The sequence below is a fragment of the Pseudomonas sp. genome (assembly GCF_030150285.1).
GTDB lineage: Bacteria > Pseudomonadota > Gammaproteobacteria > Pseudomonadales > Pseudomonadaceae > Aquipseudomonas.
The window spans coordinates 15,439-34,896 of the sequence record NZ_JASLGE010000011.1 but is presented as its reverse complement, the minus strand read 5'-3'; the positions used below and the strand labels follow the sequence as shown (position 1 = coordinate 34,896).

The following is a 19,458-nucleotide window of genomic DNA, read 5'->3' as shown; positions in this document are numbered from 1 at the left end:
GATGTCTTTAAGGGCAGACGCGCTCGCCAGCGATCATACGGGGGTCACGGCGAGCCGTACTGACAATGACTGGCGGGCCATCCGTGGCCCCAGTCACAACCGTCAGGCTTTTTCCCATACCACCGGAAACCAGTCTTCGCGCATCCGGTCGCCGTCCTTCAGGTCAATGCCCGGAAACGGCGGCGATGTCCGCCCTGGGCGCTGGATGTAGCGCACGTCATCGCCCATAAAACGCGTGGAGAACGCCCGTCGCCGGCCTGTTCCCGCATTGCCCGCCGCACCGTGCACCGTCCGAAAATCAAACACCACCGCATCCCCCGGCTGTAACTCCGGGGACAAGATCTCGAATTCGCCGTTGTCCACATCGGGCATGTCCATAAACACGCTTTCGCCCGTGTTGTAGTCGGTTACGCCGTAGAAGTCTTTGTTGTTGGACCAGCTTTTCGGCCGCACGGGCTTGGGCCACAGGTGGGAACCCAGCACCACGCTCAAGGTGTTGCTGCGGGTCACTGGGTCCAGCGGGATCCAGTAACTGGCGGTCTGTAAGCCGTCGACACAGTAGTACGGCAAGTCTTGGTGCCACGGCGTCGGTTTCGAGGTGCCGGGCTCTTTGACCAGGATATGGTCGTGAAATACTTGAACCTGACGTGACTGCATCAGAGTGCCGGCAATGCCCGCCGCCGGCGAGTTCAGGACGAAGTCCTGGAAGGCGGGAATGCGCTGCCAGTTGCAATAGTCTTCAAAGAAACGCCCCCCCTCGCCACTGCCGACGTTTTCGATGGCAAAGGCACTGGGCTGTGCAAGGTTCTGTTCAAACCCCTCACGCAAACGTTCGATCCAGTCGGTGAAAACGCCGCGCAGCACAATGGCACCCTTACGTTGAAACTCTTCGACTTGCGGATTCATTGCCTCACCCTCTCTTGTTGTAATACCGGCAAGTATTGAGGGCGGACAGTTTTTCGGTAAACGATAAAATACTTATTCGTCAGTATAGGAACTCTATATGGCCCACTCATTGTCAGGCCTGTGATTTAACGGGTTAATAGCCTGGCCTGCCCTTCTTCCACTGTGGGCTGTTAAAAGGCCGCCCCACCGCACTTCATCAATGGCAGTTCAGATCCAAACAATAAAAACAATGAGGATTTACTTGAGATGAACGATAACCAGCCTTCCATGCGGCGAGGTTTAACGACTCGTCATATTCGTTTTATGGCACTCGGTTCCGCCATCGGTACCGGGTTGTTCTATGGCTCCGCCGCCGCGATCCAGTTGGCCGGGCCTGCTGTGCTGCTGGCGTATCTGATCGGCGGTGCGGCCATTTATATGATGATGCGCGCCCTGGGTGAAATGGCGGTGCGTAACCCGATATCGGGCTCGTTCGGCCATTACACCACGCAATACCTGGGGCGTTTCCCCGGTTTTCTGACCGGCTGGAGTTATGCCTTTTCCATGCTGGTGGTGTGCCTGGCCGATGTCACGGCCTTCGGTGTGTATATGGGGTTCTGGTTTCCGGAAACACCGCGCTGGATCTGGGTGCTGGGCATCGTGTTTTTTATCGGGGCCTTGAACCTGTGCAGCGTCAAGGTGTTTGGTGAAATGGAATTCTGGCTGTCACTGCTGAAGGTCACGGCCATTGTGTCGATGATTCTGGCAGGCCTGGCGATATTGATCTTCGGCATTAACCTCGGCGGCTCGGCTGAGCACGTGGCCAGTATCAGTAACCTGTGGAGCCACGGCGGGTTCTTCCCCAATGGCACCAGCGGGCTGATCGCGTCATTCACGGTGGTGATGTTCGCCTTCGGCGGCGTTGAGATGATTGGCATCACCGCCGGCGAAGCCAAAGACCCACAGCGGGTCATTCCTAAAGCCATTAACTCTGTGCCTCTGCGCATTCTGCTGTTTTACATCCTGACGCTGTTCGTGTTGATGGCGATTTACCCGTGGTCGAAGATCGGCAGCGAGGGCAGCCCTTTTGTGCAGATTTTCAGCTCATTGGGCATCGGTTCAGCCGCGACCCTACTGAATATCGTGGTGATCTCGGCTGCCATTTCGGCCATTAACAGCGATATTTTCGCCGCCGGCCGCATGATGTATGGCATGGCCAAAAACGGCCAGGCCCCGGCCAGTTTCTCCCGCCTGTCGCGTTTCGGGGTGCCGTGGATGACGGTCGCGGTCATGTCGGTCGCCCTGTTGGCGGGGGTGCTGCTCAACTACTTGGCACCCAAGAACCTGTTCATGATTCTGGTGGCCGTGGTGACGTTTTCGATTGTCTGGGTATGGCTGATGATTCTGCTGTCCCAGGTGGTGATGCGTCGGCGCATGTCGCCACAGGAAGTCAGCGAACTGTCGTTCCCTGTGCCTTTCTGGCCGGTCGGCCCGGCCTGCGCCATTGCCTTTATGGTGTTTATTTTCGGGGTGCTGGCCTGGTTCCCGGACACCCGCACCTCGCTCTATGTCGGGCTGGGCTGGCTGGCGCTGCTGTCGGTCGGTTACTGGCTGTTTATCGCCCGCCAGGGCAAGCGCTTGCCGCTGCCCGCCGAGGTCACTCAGGGCTGAAGCCCGCCGTTAAACGGCGGGAAACTGTTCGCTGGCCCAGTCGACAAACGCCTGGGCCACGGGTGAAAGGCGCATCGCACTGGATTGCGCCAACACCACCGGCTGCGGGCTGACGACCTCCAGCAGGGGGCGGCAGATCAAGGGTTGACCGTCATAGCTTTGGTCGCCCACGGGGCGGGTACACGACAACGCCACGCCATAGCCGTGGGCCACCAGGCCACGCTGCATCTCGAACGTCTGGGTCAGTTGCAGCGAGCGGGGTTGCAGGTCATGGGCCCAGAACAGCGACAGAAAATACTCCCGCGTACGGGCGATATCTTCCAGAATCAAACACTCCGCCGCCAGATCCACCAGCGAAACCTGGTCTTGCAGGGCCAGCGGATGATCTACCGGCAGCAGGGCATAAGGCATCAGGCGCACCAGCACCCGCGCCTCGATATGCGGGTCCAGCCCGACACCATAGGTCAGCGCCAACTCGGCCTGGCCATCCCCCAACCGACGATTGACCCCGGCCAGGTCGGCTTCGAGCAAGGTGATGGACACGTGCGGATGGCGCGTGCGAAACCCGGCCAGCAGCCGTGGCGCGAAGTACGGGCCCAGGTCTTGGAAACACATCAGGCTCAGGGTGCCACGCAACCCTTCGTCCTGGTGCCCCGTGCCGACCATCGCTGACGCCTGGGCCAGTACCGTGCGCGCCTGCTCCAGAAAGGTACGCCCTGCCGGGCTGAGTTCCAGGCCACGGCTGGCCTGGCGGTGAAAGAGTTTTTCGCCCAGCGTCGACTCCAGTTGGGCAATGGCCAAAGACACCGATGGTTGGGAAATGTGCATGGCTCGCGCGGCGGCGCTGACACTGCCCTGCTCGGCAGCCGCCACGAAGTATTCAAGCTGACGGAAAGTGAAGCCGATCATCGGCGTGGGTATCCTGATTATTATCCGCTCGATCATACCCCAGCCTCGCCGCCTGCCATCAACCCTCTACCAAGGGAGGGGAAACGGGCGCGACGGCGCGACGGCCGTTAACACCATCCGGATCGCGAACACTTCATCCATATTCTGCAGGTCATTTACACGCGCACCGCCAACGCCTGTCTTTGTCAGTGGAAGTGGGCAACGATGACGTTTTTAACCCGCGTGAGCTTTTTCGATGACGAGTGCTGACCTTCACAGCTATACCCTGCGCAACGGGCATGGCCTGCCCCATGACCCGTTGCCGGCAATTCTGGGGCCGCGCCCCATCGGCTGGATTTCCACCCTCAATGCTCAAGGTCACTTGAACCTCGCCCCCTACAGCTTTTTCAACGTGTTCAATTACCGCCCGCCCGTGGTTGCGTTTTCCAGCGTCGGCAAGAAAGACACCGTGCGCAATGCCGAGTTGACCGGTGAGTTCGTTTACAACCTGGCCACGCGCCCGTTGGCCGCGCAGGTCAACCTCACCAGCTCCGAGGTGCCAGGGGTTGATGAGTTTGCACTGGCGGGCCTGACTCCCGCGCCGTCGCATGAGGTCGCCGTGCCGCGAGTGCTGGAAAGCCCGGTGGCGCTGGAGTGCAAGGTCACGCAAATTCAGCAGTTGGTTGGCCTGGATGGCAAGGCGCTGGACACCTGGATGGTGTTTGGCGAGGTGGTCGCGGCCCACATCGACCGGGCCTGCCTCACTGACGGGATCTACGACACGAGCCGCGCACAACCGATCCTGCGCGGCGGCGGGCCTTCGGATTACTTTGAAGTGTTACAACAAGGGCTGTTCCACATGGTTCGGCCCACCTGATGCCAGGCTAAACCCGCTGATTCAACGCCGCGGACTGTGCTGGTCGATCAGTTCGCGCAGCACGTCCTTGAACGCTTCAATCTTCTGGGCCTCGAACGGTGCGAGGATCTCGCGCTCGTGTTTCTCGGCCAGTTCCACCAGGCCGGACACCAGGCGACGCCCCGTGCGGGTCACACGGACGAGGGTGTAACGGCGATCATCCAGGCTGCTGGAACGCTCGACATACTTCTGCGATTCAAGGCGGGTCAGCAACCGGGTGACCGTTGGCTGTTTGCTCACGGTGATCTGCGCCAGCGCCGAAATGGTCATCGCACCGTCACGGGCCAGGGTGGACAACACCCGCCACTCCAGCACGGAAAGCCCGTGCTGTTCGACCACAGCATGAAACTGGGTGGACACCAAATACCACGCCTGCCCCAATAACGCGGGCAAGTAATTGTCTGCAAACGCCTTCGTCTTCGCCATGCCTGTCGCTGCCTCGTCCTCGCTCTGAACCGGCGACGATTCTAGCCCCTTTGCCGCGTGCGGGGGGGAATTACCCCAACCCCGCAACATCCTTCAATACCTCCCGGACAGCAGCGAACCGAAACCGGGCACGGCGGTGCTCAGGCCCAGACGCTTGAGCATCTGGTAGGTGGTGGCCACCGAGGAGGAAATCACTGGCAAGCCAATGCGGTCTTCGATGGGTTGGATCGACGCCAGGGACGGCATCTGCACACAGGCCGATGCCACCACCGCATCCACGCCTGCGGTGTTGAGCCGGCGAGTGATTTCGATTGGCGCGCGCGGGTCCTGACGGCCCACTTCCAGATTGTCAGCAATTTCCAGCGAAATGCTGTCCACCACTTCAATGCCTTCGCTTTCGATGTAATCAATGACCAGCTGGGTCAGTGGTTTCATGTAGGGCGTCAGAATCGAGACTTTCTTCGCCCCTATCACGTGCAAGCCGTCCACCAGGGCACCGGCGCTGGTGACCACCGGTGCCGGGCAGCCGTTTTCAACGGTGCGCTGGTGCAGGCGCTGCTCGGAAATACGGTGGTAGCCGTTGCCCATGCTCATGATCGCGACCAGGCACGCGTAGCCCAGCACGTCGACGTGGGCGTCTGACAACTCAAGGGCGCAGCGGTCGCTGTCACCGTCCATGGCCGCCAGTTCTTCCTTGGTGACCTTTTTCATGCGCATGCGGCTGGAGTGAAAGGTAAACCGTTCAGGGTCAATCAGCTCACGGGCCCGCAGAATGGCCGGGATTTCGGTTTCCATCGTGGTGTTGGAACTGGGCACGATTTGGCCGATACGGTAGTAACGTGGCGCGCTCATGGCTGGGTTTCCTGGTGGGTGTCGACGGGCGTGTCAAAGGTTTCCACGCCAGCGGCATCGTCGAAACGGGCAGACGCCTGCGGGCGACGGTTAACTTGCAAGTTGAAGATGTCAAAGCGGTTGTAGTGGCCCGCGATGTCATGCATTTGCCGCGGCTGAATGCAGCGCGACAGGTCGATATCGGCGTAGACGATGCCTTCCTCATCAATCAGCGGCTCGCCAATCACTCGCCCGTCCGGGCCGAGGATGCCGGAGAACGCGCTGTTGCGGCGGGTCAGCAGTTCCCGCGCTTTAGGGAAATCCGGCTCCAGCGCCTGGATAATCTCTTCGCTGACGGTCGAGCACGACACCACCGTGAACAGTTTGCCTTCAAAGCTGTGGGCAGCCGCACGCACTTTGATGGCTTCGGCCATGTCGTACTCGGGCGGTGCAACCGGCAACGAAATGTAGCTGGCCACGTGCACCAGTTCGCCTTCTGCGATCAAGGCAAAACGAGCGAGCGTGTTGGTGTTTTCACCACAGGCCAACGCACCGAGCGGGCCGATCGAGGTGTTGTGCACGCGCAGCGCTGACGCATCGCCGGGGGCCCAGGTGAGCTTTTCGGCCCACGTCGGCACCAGTTTGCGGTGACGGCCCAGAATGCGGCCTTCGTCGGAAATGGTCACCAGCGTGTTGTAGATCGTGCCGATGCCTTTGCTGCTGCGCTCGTTGACGCCCACCACCACGTTGATGCGGTGGCGTGCGGCGGCCTGGGCGATTTTGGTGATCTCGGGGCCTGGAATTTCGATGGCCGAGCGCACCAGTTTTTCAAACCACGGGCTGCCTTCAATCGGGTTGCCGATCCAGCTCCAGTAGGGATAGCCCGCCACAAACACTTCGGGGAACGCCACCAGTTGGGCGCCGTTGTCCGCGGCCTCGGCAATCAGGCGAATCACTTTGTCTACGGTGGCGTCGGTGTCCAGGAAAACAGGGGCCGTCTGTACGGCAGCCGCCTTGAATACAGGTAATTCAAGCATGACGGTTCATCCGAATAGGGGTGAGAAGTCAGGCCGGCCCGTCAGGACCGGCCCGTTGCTTACTGATTTTTGCCGGTACGAGGTTCGTTGCCGACCGCCACAATTGGGTTGCGCAGCGTGCCGATGCTTTCGACCCACGCCTCCACCACGTCGCCTGGCCACATCCACTCTTGCGGCGTACGGCCCGCGCCCACACCTGCCGGGGTGCCGGTGGCAATGATGTCGCCCGGCTCCAGGGTGATACCGGCACTGATGTCGGAAATCAGCACAGGGATGTTGAACAGCAGGTGGCGGGTGTTGGAGCTTTGTTTCTCGACACCGTTAACCTTGAGGGTCAGGTTCAGGTTGTGGGGGTCAGCGATTTCATCGGCGGTGACGATCATCGGGCCCATGGGCGCGTAGGTGTCCTGGCCCTTGGAGTAGATCCACTGGCCGGCACGGCGGTTGTCACGGGCGCTGATGTCGTTGAGCACGGTGTAACCGAACACATAGTTCAGGGCTTCGGCTTCGCCGACGCACTTGGCACGGCTGCCGATGATGACCGCCAGTTCCACTTCCCAGTCCATCTGGCGGGTAATGGCTTCGTTGTGCTCGATGGCATCGCCCGGGCCGATCACGGCGGTCGGCGGCTTGGAGAAAATCACCGGTTGCTTGGGCAGCTCTTTGGAGGTGTCCAGTGTGCGGCTCGACTCTTCCACGTGCTCAACATAGTTCAGGCCAATACCGAAAATGTTTTTGCGCGGTTTGGGGATCGGGGCCAGCAGTTTTACGTTGGCCAACGGCAGTGCGCTGTCCAGCGGCCACTTGCCCTCCCAGGCCTTGAGCAAGGCGGTGGTGGAGGTGACGGCGTGCGGGCCCAGGTCGATAAAGTCCAGGATGTCCGCCGGCAAGGCTTGGCCGGCATGGCTGCCCAGGCGCTGCAGGTCAATCACAAGGTCGCCCACAATGGCACCCAGACGGGCAGCGGCGTTGACATGAGCGCGGTAGGTTACGAGACGCATAATCGACAATTCTCCAGATAAATACAGTTCAAGGGTTATTCAACGTCAGGCTGTGGGCGAAACCGGCTGATGGCCACCGAAGTCCGCCAAGGCTTCTTCGCGGTACAGGCCCAGTTTTTCCATCACCGGCAAATCGCTGAAGCAGAACAGGCAAGCGTCTTCACTCGGGTCGAGGTTGACGTGTTCATGCCAGGCCCAGGACGGCACACAGAAAATGTCCCGCTCCTGCCAGTCAAACCGCTGGCCGTTGATGATCGAGTAGCCTTTGCCTTTGGCCACCTGGTACAGAAAGCTGCCGGTGTGGCGGTGCGCTTTGCCCACAAACCCCGGGCGCAGCAGTTGCATGCTCGCGCCGATGGTTGCCAATACATGGCCGCCATTGACCGGGTTGGTGTAGTGCATCAAGGCCCCGTCAAACGGGTTGTCGGGGCAAGACGCCGCGTAGCGCACCAACGCCGCGTAGGTGGGTTCCCACTGGTACTTGAACAACGGCGAATAGGGCTGGGTCCAGCCGACGTTCTCGGGGCGCAAACCGGCGGCCCCCCACACGCTCACCAGGTCATCCACCGGGTAACCGACGGCCTGCTGCAAGTCCGGGTGAACGGCGTAGAAACCCGCTTCCATGGCATTGACCAGCGGAATGTCGAGGCCGTCCTGCCAGATGCACGGCGAGCCCTCGGCCTCGACACCGTGCTCATGCCAGGTGCCGTTGGGGGTCAACACAAAGTCGTTACGGCCCAGGGTCATCTTGTGGCCGTCAACAATGGTGTAGGCACCGCTGCCTTCCATGATGAAGCGCAGCGCCGAAGACGAATGGGCGTGCGCCGAAGCGCGTTCACCCGGGTTCATCACTTGCAGGCCGGAGTACAGCCAGCCGACCGCCGCCGACACGTCGGTGCGCCCGGGGTTGTTCAGGTAAATCACTCGGCGCCCGGCTTTTTCCGGGGTGACCAGCGCAACGGAGCGCAGCACGTGCTCACGCAGGTCGCGGTAGCGCCAGAGCACCGGCACGGAGCTGGACTTCGGCTCCCAGGGCTCGATTTTATTGGCGACGGTCCAGAGCGCACCGGTTTGCAAGTGGTCCAGCTCGCGGTAGTACGCCACCAGTTCAGGCGTGTCTTCGACGTCTGCACGGCCTTCGACGCCTTCGCGGTATTGGTCATACGAGGTTGCCATGGTCTTTCTCCTTATCAAGGATTCAGTGGGCGCTCGGCCCTCAGGACTTGCTCCGGGTGAAACTGCGCTCCAGCGCATCCTTGCCCCACAAGTAAGGCTTGGGCCACTCGACGTCGTGCCAGCCCAGCTTGGCGCTTTCGCGCAGCAACCAGGCCGAGTCGGCCAGGTGCGGGCGCGACACGGCGCACAGGTCGGCACGGCCCGAGGCGATGATGCCGTTGACCTGATCGGCCTCGCTGATCGCGCCCACGGCGATGGTGGGCACCCCGGCTTCGTTGCGGATGCGGTCGGCAAACGGGGTCTGGTACATACGGCCATACACCGGCTGCTGGTCGGGTACGACTTCGCCCGAGGACACGTCAATCATGTCGGCACCGCCGGCGTTCAACCGACGGGCGATCTCTACCGCTTCATCGACGCTGGTGCCGCCCTGCGCCCAATCGGACGCCGAGATGCGCACCGAAATCGGCAAGTTGTCTGGCCACACGCGACGCACGGCCGCCAGCACTTGCAGCGGGAAACGCAGACGGTTATCGAGCGAGCCGCCGTATTCGTCAGTGCGCTGGTTGGTCAGCGGTGAGATAAAGCTGGAGAGCAGGAAACCGTGGCCGGCCTGCAATTCCAGCCAGTCAAAACCGGCCTCGGCGGCCCGCACGGCGGCTTCGGCAAACTGCTCACAAATGCGCGCCAGGTCGTCATGGGTCGCTTCACGCGGCACCTGAGAAACCCCCGGCAGGTACGCCAACGGGCTGGCGCTGACCAGCGGCCAGTTACCCTCGGTTTGCGGGTGATCCGGTTGTTCCCAGCCCAACTGCGTGGAGCCGCGACGGCCGCAGTGGTTGAGTTGCACGCCAATGTGGGCGCTGCTGTGGCGGTGGGCAAAGTCGGTAATGGTTTTCCACGCGGCCACCTGCTCGGCGTTCCACAAACCGGGGTCACCGGCACTGATGCGTGCATCGGCACTCACGGCCGTCGCTTCGGCCAATACCAGCCCGGCACCGCCCAGCGCCTGACTGCCCAAGTGCACCAGGTGGAAATTGCCCGGTACGCCATGCTGGCTGGAATACAGCAAGGTCGGCGACACCACGACGCGGTTCTTCAGGGTCACGCCGCGCACGCTGTAAGGCGTCAAAAACGGCGGCCGTGGGCGCTCGCCTGCCACGGTCTGCACGTCGGCACGGCCGGCCAGCCAGGCTTCGTAACCTTCCAGCCATTGCGCGTCACGCAGGCGCAGGTTTTCATGGGAGATGCGCTGCGAACGGGTCAACAGTGAATAGGCAAACTGCTCCGGTTCCAGGCTGGCGTAACGCTCGACGTTCTCGAACCATTCCGTGGAGTTACGCGCCGCGTTCTGAATTTTCAGCACCTCGATGCCGCGCACTTGCTCGTAATGCGCCAGCCGCTCGGTCAGTTCACCGCCGGCCTTGAGGGTGTTGCACAGCTCGATGGCATCTTCCAGGGCCAGCTTGGTGCCGGAACCAATCGAGAAGTGCGCGGTGTGGGCCGCATCCCCCATCAGCACCACCGGCACGGCAGCACCCTCGGCACCGTGAGGTTGGGTCCACTGCACCCATTTGTTGCAAATAACCCGCGGGAAGCGAATCCAGATGGCCGCGCCGCGCAAGTGCGAGGCGTTCGACAGCAGCGGCTCACCGTCCAGCCACGGCGCGAACAGTTTCTCGCAGTAGGCGATGCCCTCTTCCTGGGACATGTGCTCGATGCCCGAAGCCTGCCAGGTGGCGTCCGTGGTTTCGATGATGAACGTGGAGAAGCCATCTTCGAACTGGTACGCGTGGGCCTGGAACCAGCCATGCTCGGTTTCAACGAACAAAAAGGTGAAGGCATCAAACACCTTGCGCGTGCCCAGCCAGACAAAGCGGCAGTTGCGCTGATCGATATCGGGCTTGAACGTCTCGGCGTAGCGCGTACGCACCGGGCTGTTGATGCCGTCGCAGGCGATCACCAGGTCGGCGTTGTACTGGCGCGCCACCTCCTGGTCATCTTGCACGGTGGTTTCGAACACCAGTTGCACGCCCACTTCTTCACAGCGCGCCTGCAGGATATTGAGCAGCTTTTTACGCCCGATCCCGATAAACCCGTGGCCGGCGCTGCGCACCTGATGGCCCTTGAAGTGGATGTCGATATCGTCCCAATGGCTGAACTCATTGGCGATGGTTTGCGCCGACACCGGGTCGGCTTCGCGCAGGTTTTGCAGGGTGGCGTCGGAGAACACCACGCCCCAGCCGAACGTGTCGTAAGGGCGGTTGCGCTCAATGACCACAATTTCGTTGGCCGGGTTCTGCAGTTTCATCAGCAGGCCAAAGTACAAGCCGGCGGGACCACCGCCAATGCAGGCAATTTTCACAGTGCGCTCCTTTCGTTGTTGTCTTTATCAAGGGAGGGGGAAGTCGTCAGCGCCTCACGCAGCACGCTCGGTATTTCAATGGCCTGGTGGCTGACCAGCGAGGTCGTGACCAGCACTTGGGTAACGCTCATCCGCACCTCACCCTTAAGGTCGGTGCAGGTCAGCGCCAGGGTCAGCGACTTGCCGCCCAGACGGGCCACTTCCAGGCTCAGCACCACGGCGTCGCCCATGCGGCTGACCGCCCGAAAGTCGGCTTCAAGGCGTACGGTCGGCAGCCCAAACTGCAGCGTGCCGATGTAACCGGCGAACCCCACCTCTGGCAGAAGCTCGTCGATCCAGGCTTCCAGCAGGTTGTTGAACATCACAAAGTACTGCGGGTAGAACACGATGCCCGCCGGGTCGCACTCAGCGAAACGGATACGGTGTTCACGGCTAAACGTGCGCGGATTCATGGGCAGTTATCCTTCCAGGGGTAAGGCGTGGCGTTGCAAGCATTCGTGCAGCTTGTGGCCGTGTTCATCGGCCAGCGCCGCGTCACGCAGTTCGCGCAATGTGGCCGGGGCCATCAGCCGCAGGTGCTTGTCCACCACCGCCATCAACGTTTCGTAATTCTTCAGGCCGCGTGCGTGGGTGTCGCTGTACCCCTTGACCAGGCGCTGGCACTGGGCCGCTTCGAGGGCCAGTGCCGGGTCGATCGCCGCGAGGGTGTGCAAGCGTTTGAGCCAGGCTTCGATGCGGGCATTTTCCAGGCTGTAACGCAGCGTCACCCGGCGCCAGCGGCGCCAGCGCGACAAGCCGTAAAGCAGCAAAAAGCCGCCCAGGCCGCTGGTTCTGATAGTGCGCCCCTGTTGCGTGCCACGGGCCACCAGGCGGTGTGCCCAGTTCGGCTTGGCCAGCCAGCGGCCCAGCCCCACGGGCAGGGTTTCGCAAATCTCTTCGATGCGCGGGTGCATGTACTCTTCGATGTCCAGCACCTGGTCGTCCCGTGAACGCACTTCGTCGCGCACACGTTCGAAACGGCTGCTGCGGGTCTTGAGGTCCGCCACGCGAATGGTGTCCTCATAAGACATCCACAACGCCAGGTAGCGCGCGGTCTCGCGCAGCAGTTCGAGGTCGTTGCCGCCGGGGGTTTTAACCAGCGCGTCGAGGCGGTCCAGGTACAGGCGTGCGTAGTCCGGGTCCTGGTAGTCGATCAGCCGCCGCACACCCTCAACCACAATGTCTACCGCACTGGCCGCAAAACCCTGCGCCCGCTTGACCAGCCCGGCTACGACCGGGTCGCGCGGCTGCGCCAGCACGGCCTTGCTCGCCGCCGGGGTGCCAGGGGCGCGGCTGCCGTCCTGGGTTTCACGGGTGGTGACATAGCCAAGTTCAAACGCCTTGAGGCTGGGTTTGACCCCTACGCCGCCACGCTCGATGGTTTCCTGAAACTGAGTGCGGTTGAACGGCAGCACACCGGTGCCGCTGAGTGCGCCAAACAACACGGCACTGATCACGCTGCCGGTTTGCTCGGCGGCTTTTTCCATGTCGAAACTGATAAACGTTTTGGCGGCGTGACGGGCTTGCTGCAGCAGCGCTTCGCTGTCAACACGGCCATCGCCCATGGCCGATTTTTCGGCAATCGAATACACCCGGTGCGTCGACGTCACCAGCGTGGTGCGGTCCGCGGTCACGAAACCGCGCTGCACCGCCCGCCCGCCTTCCATCAGTTCGGAGGCCAGCACGATGTCCACGTCACCGGGCAACGGCACCTGCGACAACACCGGTACGCGGGCGTTGGGCACATCAGCTCCGGGAAACAGCTCCACGTAATAAATGGTGGCCCCGGTGCGCTGGGCCACGCCAGGCACAGAGGTGGTCTGCGCGAAGTAGCCGTTGTGTTCCCCCAGGTTGACGATCCAGTCGGCCAGTACCCCGCCGCCTTCGCCGCCCATCGCGAGAATGGCAATTTTGATAGGTTCACTGGACATGAAAACACTCCGAAGCAGCGCGCAAGCCTCGGCCATCAAAGCCGGGCGCACGGTGAAAAAGGCGGGATAACGCCCCGGAACATCCGGGGCTTGTGGTGGCTGACATCGGCGGCATCCTCAAAACGCATACCGCGCACGACGACGGGCATCGCCCGCCTGCAGCCAGCCGATAACGGCCGAGTGCACGCGCTTGCTGAACGTGTCCCAACGGGTCGGGTTGCTGACGATATTGGCGCGGTAAAAGGACGGGCACAGCACCGCGGCGTGGGCGACTTCGCCGCAGGTGCCGCAGCCCACGCAGCTGTCCATGACCATCGCCACCGGGTCCTGGCGCAAAGGGTCGGGGTTGTCGCGAATCGACAGCGACGGGCAGCCCGACAAGCGAATGCACGAGTGGTCGCCGGTGCAGGTGTCCGGGTCGATGCCGAAACGCTCGCGCACCACGCGCTTGCCATCACTGAGGGCCTTGCGCACCACTTTCTTCTCGCGGCGCTGCAGGTTGAGCATGCATTCACTTTGCGCGATCAGCACCTTGGGCCCGGTTTCCTGGGTGGTCAGGGCTTCGCGCAGGGTCGAGACCATGGCCTTGAGGTCATAGGTGCGCTTGATGGTGCGCACCCATTCAACCCCCACGCCTTTGACGGCCTGTTCGATCTCATGGCCGGTGCTGCGCGTGGCATTCACCGCACGAGACGACAGCAGGTCCTGGCCGCCCGTGGCCGAGGCATAGTTGTTGTCGATGATGATGGTCAGGTTATCGCTGCGGTTGAACACTCCGTTGGCGATGCCGCTGGTCAAACCGTTATGCCAGAACCCGCCGTCGCCCATCAGCGAAATGGCGCGTTTGCTGGCCGGGGCACTGCCGGGTGCCACGGTAAAGGCCGCCGCACTGGCGCTGCCCAGGCCGTAGCCCATGGTGGTGCTGCCGAGGTTGAACGGCGGCAGAATCGAAAACAGGTGGCAGCCAATATCGGCGCTGATGTGATGCTTGCCCAACTCGCGCTCCACCAGTTTGATCGCGGTGAAGATCGGCCGCTCAGGGCAGCCGGTGCACAACCCTGGTGGCCGGGGGTGCACGATCTGTTCCAGCGGTTTGAGGGCCGGCGCGTCCACCGGCAACATCACCACCGGAATGCCCAGGGACAGCGGGTCAACCACCGGTACGACCTTGGCCTCGACCACGCCGTAGCGCTCCAGGAACTTGCGCACGCCACCGAGCACGGTCGCGGTGTTGTAGTCGCCCGCCAACGGCAGCACATCCTTGCCATGCAACGCGGTGTCCAGCCCCAATTGGCGCAGGATGGTCGACACGTTCTGCTCGACGAAGTTGGGTTGCCCTTCCTCCAGCACCAGGATGGCGCGTTTGTCTTTGCAAAAGCGTGCGTACTCTTCGTCGATCAACGGGTACGCCACGTTCATCACATACAGCGGGATTTTTGACGTGCCATACACATCGCACAAGCCGAGCTTCTGCAACGCCCGGATCAGCGTGTTGTAGTTGCCGCCCTGCAAGGCGATGCCGACGTCGGCCTCGCCTTCCGAGAAGAACTCGTTGAGTTGACGGTCTTGAATAAAACGGATGGCGGCTGGCCAACGCTGCTGGATCTTTTCGCGCTCGTGCAGAAAGCTCGCAGGCGGCAAAACGATACGGTCAATGTCACGGGCCGGGTTCTCCATCGCATCCTTGACCGTGAACGCCGGCGGCACGTTATCCGCCGTTACGAACTGGCCATGCAGGTGGCAGGAGCGAATCCGCATCTGCAACATGACCGGCGTGTTGCTGGCTTCGGACAGGTCAAAACCGTCCTTCACCGCTTGCACGATGCACGGCAGGTTGGGGCGCGGATCCAGCAACCACATTTGCGATTTCATGGCGAACGCATGGCTGCGCTCTTGCATGATCGAAGAACCTTCGCCGTAGTCTTCACCGACGATAATCAGTGCGCCACCGGTTACCCCGCCCGACGCGAGGTTAGCCAGTGCATCAGAGGCCACGTTGGTACCTACCGTGGCCTTGAACGTAATTGCGCCGCGCAGCGGGTAGTTCACCGAGGCTGCCAACATCGCCGCCGCCGTCGCTTCACTCGCACTGTTTTCGAAACGAATGCCGTACTCGCCCAAAATATCCTGAGCGTCCGACAGCACATCCATCAAATGGGAAATGGGTGAACCCTGGTAACCCCCCACATACGCCACGCCCGATTCCAGCAACGCCTTGGTTACCGCCAGGATCCCCTCGCCGTTAAAAACCTCTCCGGCCCCAGCACGTAACTTCTTCACTTCCTGGACAAAGGATCGCTCGGCCATGTCGGTTATCTCTCAGCTCGGTTAAACAAAATTTCTTATGGCGCTTACCTTCATAGGGAAATGACGAGACGTCAACGCATGAATAATCATGCAAACAATCTTGTCGCATGATTCGGATACCACTCGCAGCAGAAGGATAAAGAACCACCGAAACAGAGCCTTCAAGGCGCTGAAAAGTCTCGATATTAGCGGCGTGAAGCCGCTTTCAGAGCGCGATCACGCGTACTGATTATTACCAATTCGTACTTAATCCGCCGTTTTGTGGGGGCATTTGGCGGGCACCGCCTCGCGCCGCCCATCGACCGTACCGGTCATGCGTTGCAATTTCCTTCAAACCGTGAGAAATATATTTATAGCGCATGAAAATATGAATATTCATATAAAAAAAGCGCACCCTCACAGCGCACGCGCACCTTGGGCGAGCACACCTGATGAGGCGGCATCCAATAACAATAATCAGGCTGCCAAGCAGCCGAACTCCGTGAGGGGTAGCAACCGTGCAGAACAGTCAGACCTCAGCCTATTCGCCCATGCGCGGGCAGGCTGCACACTTTTCTACCGAGCGCGTCCTGTGCGAGCCGGAGCGCCTGTTATTTGCGTCCAGCGACCTGGACCAGGTGAGGTCGATGGTGGGCCAGGTGATCGCCAACCATCACCTCAAGCAGACCCATAGCGCTGAGCGTCTGGACGCACGCATGCATTACCTGAACCTGGGCGATATCTCGTTGAGCCGCCTGCGCTATGGCGCGAGCGTGCAGATCGAACGCGGCGCGCTGGAGAATTGCTTCCTGGTGCAGATGCCCCTGCACGGCACGGCCACGATCGAGAGTGGCCGCCAACGCATCGACTCATCGCTGGAACTGGCCTCGGTGCTGAGCCCGGGCGACAGCGCCAACATGCACTGGAACGGCGACAGTGACCAAATCATGTTACGCATCTCGCGCTCACTGGTTGAACGCACGCTGGTGGGGCATCTGGGCCACCCGCTGGAGCAACCCTTGCGCTTCGAACTGGGCTTTCGCTGGCAAGAATCCGCCCCGTGGCGATGCTTGCTTTCCTACTTGCTGGATTGTGCGAACCATTACCCGCTTCTGGGGCAGCACAAACTGGTCATGTCACACATTGAGCAACTGGCCGCTTCGACCCTACTGATGACCCATAAACACAACTACAGCGACACCGCCCCGGCGCGACGCAACACCATCCTGCCGCGCCATGTGCGCCGCGCGCAGGACTACCTGCAATCGCACGCCCATGAACCGATTACCGCCGAACAACTGGCGCTGGCCGCCGGGGTCAGCCTGCGCAGCCTGTACACCGGCTTCAAGGATTTCCTGGGCGTCAGCCCCATGCACTACCTGCGCGACCTGCGCATGGAACATGTGCACGCCGAGCTGGTTAGCGGCGAAGCCACCAACATCGCCGGCGTGGCCTTGCGCTGGGGGTTCACGCACATGGGCCGGTTCAGTAATGACTACAAACTGCGCTATGGCGAAATGCCAAGCCAGACCTTGCGCCGCCACTAACCACAACCTCACCGGAGGATCCACTTTGGCCACACAGCACTTCACCGCCCCACACATAGGGCTGACGGTTCCCGACCTGGATGCCGCCATCGCCTGGTATGTCACCACACTGGGTTTTCGCCTGTTGGCCGGGCCGCTGGAAGTCAGCGAACAGGGTCACCCGCTGGGCCAAGCCGCCCAAGCGATTTATGGTGCCGGCTACGGGCACTTTCGCTTCGCCCACATGGCCACCCCGGACAATGTCGGCCTGGAACTGTTCCAGTTCGAAGCCACGCCATCGCGCCCCAAGGACAACACCTTTGAATTCTGGTTAGGGGGCTACAACCACATGGGCCTCACCGCCCCTGACGTAGCCGGAGCAGTGGCCACTATCGTGGCGGCGGGAGGCAAGGACCGCAGCGGGGTACTGACAATCAACCCGGAAAAAGGCTATCAGATCGCCTACTGCCAGGACCCGTGGGGCTCCATCATTGAACTCTGCTCCCACCCGTACGTAAAAATGTGGGACCTGGCCAATGCCTGACCGGAACCCTGCTGAAAGATCAATAGATCGCGAGCAATCGAGCGTCGACGGCGGCTCCTACGCCCGGACCAAACGCAGCAAGGTCTGTAGGAACGAGCTTGCTCGTGATCTTTTGACCTTTAAAAGATCGCGAGCAAGCTCGCTCCTACGCGCTGGTTTTTGATCTAAAAGGGCCCCTTTAAACCACGCTGGCCGAACACAGCAAGGCCTGTAGGAACGAGCTTGCTCGTGATCTTTTGACCTTTAAAAGATCGCGAGCAAGCTCGCTCCTACAGGCCGGTGTACGACCTGCAAGAGCGATCTCACGACCTTGTGATCTGGCGCTATCGCGGCGGGGCTATTTCGTCGGCGACCAGTGTGCCAGAGCCCGCGCCCAATCCCGGTCCCGGGTGGGTGGAGGCACCGATATGGAACAGATTTTTCACCGGCGTCCGGTTGGCCTTGGCCCGCCCCGAACTGGCAAACGGGCGCAGCCAGAAGAACTGGTCCGGCGAACAAACGCCCGAGTACGGGTCGCCGCCCACCAGGTTGCAGTTGAGCGCTTGCAAGTCCGCTGGTGAGTACGCCCGGCGACCCACGATGCGCGTGGCTAAACCCGGCATGACTCGCTCCAGACGCGCTTGCACTCGGTCCGCAAACGCTTCACGTACTTCGGCCGTCCATTGGCCATCTGCCGGTACGGCAATGGTGCCGGCGGCATCGCCCTTCAGCGTCGAAGGCAGCTCTTGCAATTGAATCCACAGAATCCACCCGCCCGCCGGAGCGCGGGAGGCATCCACCGCCACCGGCTGGCCAATGGCAAGGGTCGGCCGTGAAGGCAGCAGCCCGTTGTTAGCCTCGGTGACGGACAGGCACACCTGCTCCATGCTCTCGGTCAGATGCACCAGCGGCACCTTGAGCAGTTCTTCATCCAGCCAGGCAGGCGGCGCATTGAGGGCAAAGTGGATTTGCATGCCGCCACGCCCATAGCGATAACCCTCAGCCCGCTCACGCACAGGGGCCGGCACGTCCGTGAGCAGCCCCCCATACAACTGCGTCGGCGTGACGTTGCACACCACCGCTTCCTGCGCCAGCAAACGCCGCCCGCCCGCCAATTGCACGCCGGTGGCGCGGGCGCTGCGGCCCTGCCCTTCGACCAGCACGCGCTCAACATGGGCATCGGTGAGCAGTTGCCCGCCGTGTTGCTCGATGATTGTTGCCAGGGCTTCCACCAAGCGTGTACCGCCGCCCTTGATCACCGGCATGCCGCCGCTGACCACGGAAGCAAACGTCAACTTGCCGATCAGCGCCGAGCTGGCATCGTCCGGGCCCAGGCCTGAATGCAAGGCCCAGGGTGCGATCAACGCCCGTGTGGTGTCTGAACGCAGCGTGCGTTCAGACCAGCGCCGAAAGCTTTCCAGCGCCTGGGCGGTGAAGGTCATCAGGCCGTCGATCCCGCGCTTGCGCCACTCGCTGAAGAGCAACTTGATCAGGCCCAGGGCGTAAGGGTTTTTACCCAGCAAACCAAAGGTCAGCGGCCCATCGCGACCGAACATGTCGCTGGCCATGCGCGCAATCGCCTGGCCATCACCCGGTTCCAGCGCGTCGAGACGGCGTACGGTATCCGCCAGGTCAGCCTTGAGCGCCAGGCCCTGGCCGTCCGGCCAGACCAGCCCCGTCGAGTACTCACTGGCCAACACTTGCAACCCCGCCTGCTCCAGCGCGGGCTTGAGTTGCGCATAGGCCGGGCTCCCTACAAACAGCGGGTGCCAGGACGACAGCACCTCGTGCTGATAACCGTCAAACAGTTGCTCGGTACGGATGCAGCCGCCGAGGCGGTCATTGCGCTCCAGCACCAGCACGCGCTTGCCGCGTACCGCGAGAAGCGCAGCGCCCACCAATGAGTTGATACCGCTGCCGACGAAAATAACCTGTGGCTCAGACAAAACGTTTACCT

General features: G+C 61.6%; 16 protein-coding genes. 4 read left to right on the top strand and 12 right to left on the bottom strand.

The genetic code is table 11. The features are described from left to right. Window positions 1–102 precede the first annotated feature (102 nt). Window positions 103–906: a phytanoyl-CoA dioxygenase family protein gene (locus tag Q1W15_RS01500; RefSeq protein WP_300719821.1), complete on the bottom strand. Its 804-nt coding sequence runs from the start codon at window positions 904–906 to the stop codon at window positions 103–105. Window positions 907–1,152: 246 nt separating this feature from the next. On the opposite strand from Q1W15_RS01500, the gene Q1W15_RS01495 reads away from it, so the two are divergent. Further along, window positions 1,153–2,556: an amino acid permease gene (locus Q1W15_RS01495; protein ID WP_300719820.1), complete on the top strand. Its 1,404-nt coding sequence runs from the start codon at window positions 1,153–1,155 to the stop codon at window positions 2,554–2,556. Window positions 2,557–2,565: 9 nt separating this feature from the next. Here Q1W15_RS01495 and Q1W15_RS01490 read toward each other — a convergent pair whose 3' ends face one another. Next, window positions 2,566–3,465 carry a LysR family transcriptional regulator gene (locus tag Q1W15_RS01490; protein ID WP_300719819.1) on the bottom strand — a complete coding sequence of 300 codons (900 nt, stop codon included), beginning with the start codon at window positions 3,463–3,465 and terminating at the stop codon, window positions 2,566–2,568. Window positions 3,466–3,700: 235 nt separating this feature from the next. Here Q1W15_RS01490 and Q1W15_RS01485 point away from each other — a divergent pair, with 235 nt between their 5' ends. Then, window positions 3,701–4,321: a flavin reductase family protein gene (locus Q1W15_RS01485; RefSeq protein WP_300719818.1), complete on the top strand. Its 621-nt coding sequence runs from the start codon at window positions 3,701–3,703 to the stop codon at window positions 4,319–4,321. Window positions 4,322–4,342: 21 nt separating this feature from the next. Here the strand turns inward: Q1W15_RS01485 and Q1W15_RS01480 are convergent, their stop codons facing one another. From Q1W15_RS01480 to Q1W15_RS01440, 9 genes are all read right to left on the bottom strand, one after another. Continuing rightward, complete coding sequence (locus Q1W15_RS01480; RefSeq protein WP_300719817.1) at window positions 4,343–4,786, bottom strand: MarR family winged helix-turn-helix transcriptional regulator; 444 nt, start codon at window positions 4,784–4,786, stop codon at window positions 4,343–4,345. 93 nt (window positions 4,787–4,879) lie between these two features. After that, complete coding sequence (locus tag Q1W15_RS01475) at window positions 4,880–5,638, bottom strand: Asp/Glu racemase (protein ID WP_300719816.1); 759 nt, start codon at window positions 5,636–5,638, stop codon at window positions 4,880–4,882. After that, window positions 5,635–6,654: a carbon-nitrogen hydrolase family protein gene (locus Q1W15_RS01470; RefSeq protein WP_300719815.1), complete on the bottom strand. Its 1,020-nt coding sequence runs from the start codon at window positions 6,652–6,654 to the stop codon at window positions 5,635–5,637. The genes Q1W15_RS01475 and Q1W15_RS01470 overlap by 4 nt, the downstream gene beginning before the upstream one ends. 59 nt (window positions 6,655–6,713) lie before the next feature. Beyond that, complete coding sequence (locus Q1W15_RS01465; RefSeq protein ID WP_300719814.1) at window positions 6,714–7,655, bottom strand: fumarylacetoacetate hydrolase family protein; 942 nt, start codon at window positions 7,653–7,655, stop codon at window positions 6,714–6,716. A gap of 45 nt (window positions 7,656–7,700) precedes the next feature. Continuing rightward, on the bottom strand, window positions 7,701–8,831 hold the full coding sequence (locus Q1W15_RS01460; protein ID WP_300719813.1) for a cupin domain-containing protein: 1,131 nt from the start codon (window positions 8,829–8,831) through the stop codon (window positions 7,701–7,703). 40 nt (window positions 8,832–8,871) lie between these two features. Next, the gene (locus Q1W15_RS01455) at window positions 8,872–11,196 is read right to left on the bottom strand and encodes a bifunctional salicylyl-CoA 5-hydroxylase/oxidoreductase (protein ID WP_300719812.1); all 2,325 of its coding nucleotides are present in this window, start codon (window positions 11,194–11,196) and stop codon (window positions 8,872–8,874) included. Beyond that, the gene (locus tag Q1W15_RS01450) at window positions 11,193–11,648 is read right to left on the bottom strand and encodes a thioesterase family protein (RefSeq protein ID WP_300719811.1); all 456 of its coding nucleotides are present in this window, start codon (window positions 11,646–11,648) and stop codon (window positions 11,193–11,195) included. Before Q1W15_RS01450 ends, Q1W15_RS01455 begins: the two co-directional genes overlap by 4 nt. A 6-nt stretch (window positions 11,649–11,654) precedes the next feature. Further along, window positions 11,655–13,166 (bottom strand): indolepyruvate oxidoreductase subunit beta family protein, encoded by a 1,512-nt coding sequence (locus Q1W15_RS01445; protein WP_300719810.1) that lies wholly within the window; start codon window positions 13,164–13,166, stop codon window positions 11,655–11,657. A 117-nt stretch (window positions 13,167–13,283) separates the two neighbouring features. Then, on the bottom strand, window positions 13,284–15,473 hold the full coding sequence (locus Q1W15_RS01440; protein ID WP_300719809.1) for an indolepyruvate ferredoxin oxidoreductase subunit alpha: 2,190 nt from the start codon (window positions 15,471–15,473) through the stop codon (window positions 13,284–13,286). 497 nt (window positions 15,474–15,970) lie between these two features. Here Q1W15_RS01440 and Q1W15_RS01435 point away from each other — a divergent pair, with 497 nt between their 5' ends. Both Q1W15_RS01435 and Q1W15_RS01430 read left to right on the top strand, forming a co-directional pair. After that, window positions 15,971–16,999 carry an AraC family transcriptional regulator gene (locus Q1W15_RS01435; protein ID WP_300719808.1) on the top strand — a complete coding sequence of 343 codons (1,029 nt, stop codon included), beginning with the start codon at window positions 15,971–15,973 and terminating at the stop codon, window positions 16,997–16,999. A 25-nt stretch (window positions 17,000–17,024) separates the two neighbouring features. Continuing rightward, window positions 17,025–17,522, top strand: coding sequence for a VOC family protein (locus tag Q1W15_RS01430; RefSeq protein ID WP_300719807.1), 498 nt, complete (start codon window positions 17,025–17,027; stop codon window positions 17,520–17,522). A 323-nt stretch (window positions 17,523–17,845) separates the two neighbouring features. On the opposite strand, the gene Q1W15_RS01425 is transcribed toward Q1W15_RS01430, so the two are convergent. Further along, the gene (locus Q1W15_RS01425; protein ID WP_300719806.1) at window positions 17,846–19,447 is read right to left on the bottom strand and encodes an NAD(P)/FAD-dependent oxidoreductase; all 1,602 of its coding nucleotides are present in this window, start codon (window positions 19,445–19,447) and stop codon (window positions 17,846–17,848) included. Window positions 19,448–19,458: the final 11 nt, after the last annotated feature.

Excerpts from the sequence above, each read along its gene's own strand:
- Q1W15_RS01460 (WP_300719813.1), bottom strand. The coding sequence starts at position 8,831 with ATGGCAACCTCGTATGACCAATACCGCGAAGGCGTCGAAGGCCGTGCA.
- Q1W15_RS01490 (WP_300719819.1), bottom strand. The coding sequence starts at position 3,465 with ATGATCGGCTTCACTTTCCGTCAGCTTGAATACTTCGTGGCGGCTGCC.
- Q1W15_RS01480 (WP_300719817.1), bottom strand. The coding sequence starts at position 4,786 with ATGGCGAAGACGAAGGCGTTTGCAGACAATTACTTGCCCGCGTTATTG.
- Q1W15_RS01475 (WP_300719816.1), bottom strand. The coding sequence starts at position 5,638 with ATGAGCGCGCCACGTTACTACCGTATCGGCCAAATCGTGCCCAGTTCC.
- Q1W15_RS01445 (WP_300719810.1), bottom strand. The coding sequence starts at position 13,166 with ATGTCCAGTGAACCTATCAAAATTGCCATTCTCGCGATGGGCGGCGAA.
- Q1W15_RS01500 (WP_300719821.1), bottom strand. The coding sequence starts at position 906 with ATGAATCCGCAAGTCGAAGAGTTTCAACGTAAGGGTGCCATTGTGCTG.
- Q1W15_RS01450 (WP_300719811.1), bottom strand. The coding sequence starts at position 11,648 with ATGAATCCGCGCACGTTTAGCCGTGAACACCGTATCCGTTTCGCTGAG.
- Q1W15_RS01440 (WP_300719809.1), bottom strand. The coding sequence starts at position 15,473 with ATGGCCGAGCGATCCTTTGTCCAGGAAGTGAAGAAGTTACGTGCTGGG.
- Q1W15_RS01495 (WP_300719820.1), top strand. The coding sequence starts at position 1,153 with ATGAACGATAACCAGCCTTCCATGCGGCGAGGTTTAACGACTCGTCAT.
- Q1W15_RS01485 (WP_300719818.1), top strand. The coding sequence starts at position 3,701 with ATGACGAGTGCTGACCTTCACAGCTATACCCTGCGCAACGGGCATGGC.
- Q1W15_RS01470 (WP_300719815.1), bottom strand. The coding sequence starts at position 6,654 with ATGCTTGAATTACCTGTATTCAAGGCGGCTGCCGTACAGACGGCCCCT.
- Q1W15_RS01465 (WP_300719814.1), bottom strand. The coding sequence starts at position 7,655 with ATGCGTCTCGTAACCTACCGCGCTCATGTCAACGCCGCTGCCCGTCTG.